The following is a 5,657-nucleotide window of genomic DNA, read 5'->3' on the forward strand; positions in this document are numbered from 1 at the left end:
AACATCCAGCTAAAGTAATAGCATAATCTTGTAAAAGTAATTTCCGCTTTCTGTATCCCCACAGATTCGTAAAACTTAATTCCGCTGTCTATGATTTCGGGGTGGAATTTACTTTTTCAAATGAGGTATAAATATAAACGGAAACTTTATTTTTAGCGAATCTTTTATAGAGTTGTACAATAATGTATAATAATAAATATTATTTTTTAATTTTAAATAAATTAAATGAGGTGTTATTATGAATAATGTACCACTTTATGATGTCAGGCCTATTCGTGACATAAAGGATATGTTAAACTCAAGTGTGTCACTTTATAAGGATAGAGCAGCTTTTTGGGTAAAATCAAAAACAAGTGGGAATTACGAACCAATTACCTATGGCAGATTGAAAGAAGATGTTGATGCTCTTGGTACTGCATTAATTGACCTGGGTTTGAAAGGAAAAAGAATAGCATTAATCGGAGAAAACAGGTATGAATGGGCAATATCTTATTTAGCTACTGTAAACGGGGTTGGCATAATAATACCTTTAGACAGGGAATTGCCCGAGAACGAAATAGAAAGCCTTCTTACAAGATCAGCAGCAAATGCATTAATATTTACTTCATACAACAAAGAATCAGTTTTAAATATTTCCAGTAGAATTAATAATATACAATATTATATTTATGCTGATCATGATATTGAAAGCAATAAAGTAATTTCTTTAAACAGTTTGATTGAAAAAGGTAAAGAGTTGATAAATAAAGGAGACCGGAGTTACATTGATGCAGAAATTGATCCGGAAGCATTAAGTATATTGCTCTTCACCTCTGCAACTACTGACAAGGCAAAAGCTGTAATGCTCTCCCACAGAAATGTATGCAGCAATCTTTCAGCAATGTCATCCATGGTTTATATAGACGAAAAAGATGTTTTTCTGTCTGTTCTTCCTATTCATCATACATATGAATGTACCTGTGGTTTTTTATGCCCTATTTACAGAGGATCATCCATTGCCTATTGCGAAGGTTTAAGGCACATACCAAAAAATCTTCAAGAATCAAAGGCTACAATAATGCTGGCTGTACCGCTTATTTATGAAGCTATATACAGACGGATATGGGATCAGGTTTCTAAAAAACCAGGACTTGAGAAAAAGCTTAAAATTGCTATTAAAATAAGCAACATGTTGAGAAGTATCGGAATAGATATAACAAGAAAAATATTCTCTGAAATACATAAAGTTTTTGGCGGCAACCTAAGACTGTTCATCAGTGGCGCCGCAGGTATAGATCCTGCTGTAGCCAAAGGATTCAGGGACCTGGGAATACATTTTATACAAGGCTATGGTCTTACTGAATGCTCTCCTATTGTAGCCTTAAACCGTGATGTAGTTTTCCGTGATTCTGCTGCGGGCTTACCCCTTCCAAATGTTGAGATGAAAATTGATAACCCTGGTGCGGACGGAATAGGCGAAATTGTTGTTAAGGGTCCTAATGTTATGATGGGATACTATGAAAACCCTGAAGCAACTAAACAAGCTTTAAGAGATGGCTGGTTTTATACCGGAGACCTGGGATATATTGATAACAACGGATTTGTATATATAACTGGCAGAAAGAAAAATGTCATCGTTACAAAAAACGGCAAAAATATATATCCTGAAGAAATTGAAACTCTACTTAACAGAAGCCCATATATAAGTGAATCCCTGGTATATGGCAAGGAAGATGAAGTCTATGGAGATGTAGTTGTTTCTGCAATTATCGTTCCGGACATGGATAAAATAAAAGAAGATTTTGGTGATGCTACGTTAGATAAACAGGACATTCATGATCTTGTTTATAAAGAAGTAAAAGCAGTAAATAAATCTCTTGTCACATATAAATATATAAAGGATTTTAGTATAAGAAACGAGGAATTTGCAAAAACCACCACAAGAAAGATCAAGAGATATATGGAGCAAGTGAATAAATAGATATGAGAAGGAATTCAGACAGATTTATTCATAATATTATATATAGTAACAGTAGCGCAGGAAAAAACGCCGAAATCACAGATACAGCCTACCTGCAAAAACAGTTAAGAAAATATAAGATACGATTTTTCAGGGTATTGTTTTTATTTCTGGCGTTTTTAATTCTTGTGTCTGTATATATTTACTTAAACTACGATTATCTTGTTTTTAAACACTTGATTGCTCAAAACTATATATATACCGAAGCGCTGGATCAACTATATAAAGAGGAACTTAAGAGAGATATTAATGGAAAATATTATTCCTTTTTTGACAACCTTGTTATATCAACTATGACTAAAAAGATAAGGGAATTAAACAATGACAGATATACTTACCAGTATATTCCTGAGCAATATCAACAATACAAGCTTGAGGAAATGGAAACAGCAGCTTTATCGGAAATTCAGGAGTTAAACGATACTACAGTTTTATTACGCCTCACCAATTTTTCATCTTACACCGAAAAATTTATGAAAAACAATTATTCCATACTAAAAAAATATCCTAATATAATCATTGATCTAAGAGATAATTATGGTGGGGATATTAATGTAATGGCTCGTATATCTGATTTGTTTCTACCAAAAGGAAGTATTATTGCCACGGATAAAATGAGGCTTTTTAACAGGGTATACAAAGCAAAAACCGCTAAAACTCTTGAATATGAGAACATTATTATATTGCAGAACAAAAATACTGCCAGTGCCTCGGAAAATATGATTGTTGCCTTAAATGAAAATCTTAATAATGTAACTTTAATTGGTGAAAAAACTTTTGGTAAAGGTATCGGACAATTTACTCTCCCCTTAAGAAGAGGTTTTGCCGTTAAAGCTACGGTTCTGCTTTGGTATGGACCTGAAGGTAACAATATTCATGGTTATGGCATTGAACCACATATTGAATATGCGGGAGATGATATTATAGAATTTGCTCTCAGCAAAATCAGCTGAAGCACAGGGACGGTTCTTCTGCTTCCTTCTTCTGTTATTTTACTATTTTCTTCTTCTGTTTCCTTCTTATGCATTTTCTGCTTATATTTACCAAGATTTCCTCTTGTATATATTTCCCGTTTTTGTTATTCTGCTTTCCTAAGTTTCTACTCTTTCTTCTAATGTTTATATTCCAGCAACAAATTTAGTTCTTTCTCAGTGAGCTCCCTGTACTCTCCTGGCTTAAGAGTTTCATCGAGCTTCAGTGATGCCATTTCCAGTCTTTTTAGGAACCTAACTTTACTTCCGGCAGCTAAAAACATTCTTTTAACCTGGTGAAATTTTCCCTCATAAATTATTACTTCAGCTTCTGAATATCTGCCTGATTTAATAATTATCAACTCTGATGGAAGTGTTTTATAACCATCATCAAGTATAATACCTTCACTAAACTTTTTTACAGTGTCATTATCAATAATTCCTTCTACTAAAGCATAATATTTTTTGGCAATATGTTTTTTGGGAGAAAGCAGTTCATGGGCAAGCATACCGTCATTTGTCAACAGAAGAAGCCCTTCGGTATCAATATCAAGTCTACCCACAGGGAAAAGTCCTATTTTTTTTAGCCTTTCATCAAGTAAGTCAACTACTGTTTTTAATTTATCATCGTAGGTTGCAGAAATAACTCCCTGGGGTTTGTTCAACATTATATACACAAACTTTTTATATTTAACTACTTCCCCATTTATTTCAACAACGCTCTCTTCCGGATAAACATGCATACTGCTGTCGGAGGCAATAGTCCCATCCACTATTACTGCTCCTTGTTTTACAAGCTGCTTAATTTCTTTCCGTGAGCCATAACCAAGATTTGACAGCATTTTATCTAATCTGATTGTATTACTCATACCATTTTTCTCCATCCACTGGGATACAGATTTTTCAAATATTCTCCTGTTTGCTTTGCCCAGCCAATTGTAAATCCATCAACACATACAGCAGTTAATCCCTTCATCCCGATTTCCATGATGGTCTCTCCTTTAAGGTAACTGGCTATTTCTCTACTATCTGCTTTAAAATCTATTGTTCTTTTTACATCCTCTTTCTTCAAAGATATCACAAATGAATGAGATGGTTCAAATCTGTTTTCCCTGAAACTTCCAACAAGCAATCCAGGCTTAATTACTTTTATGCCGCTCATATCAGGAAGGTTTCCAGGAGTTACATACAAATAATTTCCTCTTAATTCAAAATTTCCTTCCAATCTTATATTTAAATTTTCCTCTTCAAACTGTCGGTATATTTCAAGTATTCCCTGTAATTTATTATTATATTGGCTATTATTTTCTCCATTTCTTTTATTGGTTTTTTTAATGCAATTATTTATTAAACAGGAAGTCTCATCTTTCCCTTTTTTCTTTAGCAAAGCAGTAAAATGGCCTTCACCTTCAAGTTTATGAGGCCATAGCCGGGCAGCATTGGCTATTTCCTTTCTTCCTCCGCACCAGTCTGTTCTTCCGGGTTCAACACCATTTTTATTTGGAATTTTAACAGTTTCATACTCTGAGTGTTTGTCAATAAATTCTGCAATTATTATCTCATTTTCTTCAGGAGAAAAAGTACATGTTGAATAAATCAGATATCCGCCTTCTCTTAACATTATATCAGCGCTTTCAAGGATTTCCCTTTGTATTGCCGCACATTTGGAGGATTTATATTTCTCCCAGCTTCTTGCAGCTGATTCATCTTTTCTGAACATACCTTCACCCGAACAAGGTGCATCTACCAGTATCTTGTCAAAAAAACCTTTGAATTTAACTGCAAGAACTTCCGGACTCTCGTTTGTAACAACAGCATTTTTTACTCCGCATAACTCAATATTTTTCACAAGTGCTTTTATCCTTTGAGAACTAATATCATTTGAAACAATAATTCCTTCTCCTCTCATAGCTGCAGCTATTTGTACGGTTTTACCGCCAGGGGCGGCACACAGGTCAAGAATACGTTCTCCTGGAGATGCCTGTAATATTGTGCCTGGAAACATGGCACTCGGTTCCTGTATGTAGTATAATCCTGCATGATAGTATGGGTGTTTGCCGGGATTCTCTTCTTCAGGGTAATAGAACCCTTCCTTTGTCCACGGAACCGGCCGTAGCTTAAAGGGAGATATATTCAGAAATTTATCCACGGACACCTTTAATGTATTTACTCGCAAACCGTAATATCTCGGTTTGTTATATGATTCAAGGAAAAGTTGATACTCCTCATTTCCTAAAAGCATTCTCATTTTATCTAAAAATTCACCAGGCAGTTTCATTTTATTCTCCTATGTATCCCACTTATATATAATTTCGTTATTGTTTATTATACAATATAAATTTCCTGTTTTCCCTTTAATATTCTTCTTATAATTTGTATTTTCTTTTAAATATTCTTCTTGTAATTTAATTTATATCGTGTTAGAATTATTGTTGCATAAATAATAAGGCCCATTGGTCAAGTGGCCTAAGACGCCGCCCTCTCACGGCGGTAACAGGGGTTCGAATCCCCTATGGGTCACCAAAAAAGCCATCCTTAGAAGTAAGGGTGGCTTTTTTATGTGTGTGTGCCACGCATGGCACGTAGCTAGGCGGTGAAAGTCCGCTGTGGGGGCAGGCAGTTGCCAACCACTAGCAGACGGCAAGGGTGTCCATCGCGAGGTGGAATCTGAAGGAAGCCGGAAGCAA

General features: G+C 35.0%; 4 protein-coding genes and 1 tRNA gene. 3 read left to right on the forward strand and 2 right to left on the reverse strand.

Translation table 11 applies throughout. From position 1 onward, the window contains the following. The first annotated feature begins 238 nt into the window (after nucleotides 1-238). Both GXX20_01760 and GXX20_01765 read left to right on the forward strand, forming a co-directional pair. Nucleotides 239-1,960 carry an AMP-binding protein gene (locus GXX20_01760; protein HHW30391.1) on the forward strand — a complete coding sequence of 574 codons (1,722 nt, stop codon included), beginning with the start codon at nucleotides 239-241 and terminating at the stop codon, nucleotides 1,958-1,960. A gap of 2 nt (nucleotides 1,961-1,962) precedes the next feature. Next, nucleotides 1,963-2,952: a hypothetical protein gene (locus GXX20_01765; protein ID HHW30392.1), complete on the forward strand. Its 990-nt coding sequence runs from the start codon at nucleotides 1,963-1,965 to the stop codon at nucleotides 2,950-2,952. A gap of 158 nt (nucleotides 2,953-3,110) precedes the next feature. On the opposite strand, the gene GXX20_01770 is transcribed toward GXX20_01765, so the two are convergent. Next, nucleotides 3,111-3,839, reverse strand: coding sequence for an rRNA pseudouridine synthase (locus tag GXX20_01770; GenBank protein ID HHW30393.1), 729 nt, complete (start codon nucleotides 3,837-3,839; stop codon nucleotides 3,111-3,113). Then, nucleotides 3,836-5,248, reverse strand: a complete 1,413-nt coding sequence (locus GXX20_01775; protein ID HHW30394.1) for an NOL1/NOP2/sun family putative RNA methylase — start codon at nucleotides 5,246-5,248, stop codon at nucleotides 3,836-3,838. The genes GXX20_01770 and GXX20_01775 overlap by 4 nt, the downstream gene beginning before the upstream one ends. 169 nt (nucleotides 5,249-5,417) lie before the next feature. Here GXX20_01775 and GXX20_01780 point away from each other — a divergent pair. Next, nucleotides 5,418-5,493, forward strand: a tRNA-Glu gene (locus GXX20_01780). The last annotated feature ends 164 nt before the right edge of the window (nucleotides 5,494-5,657 follow it).

Source organism: Clostridiaceae bacterium, assembly GCA_012840395.1.
GTDB lineage: Bacteria > Bacillota > Clostridia > Acetivibrionales > DULL01 > DULL01.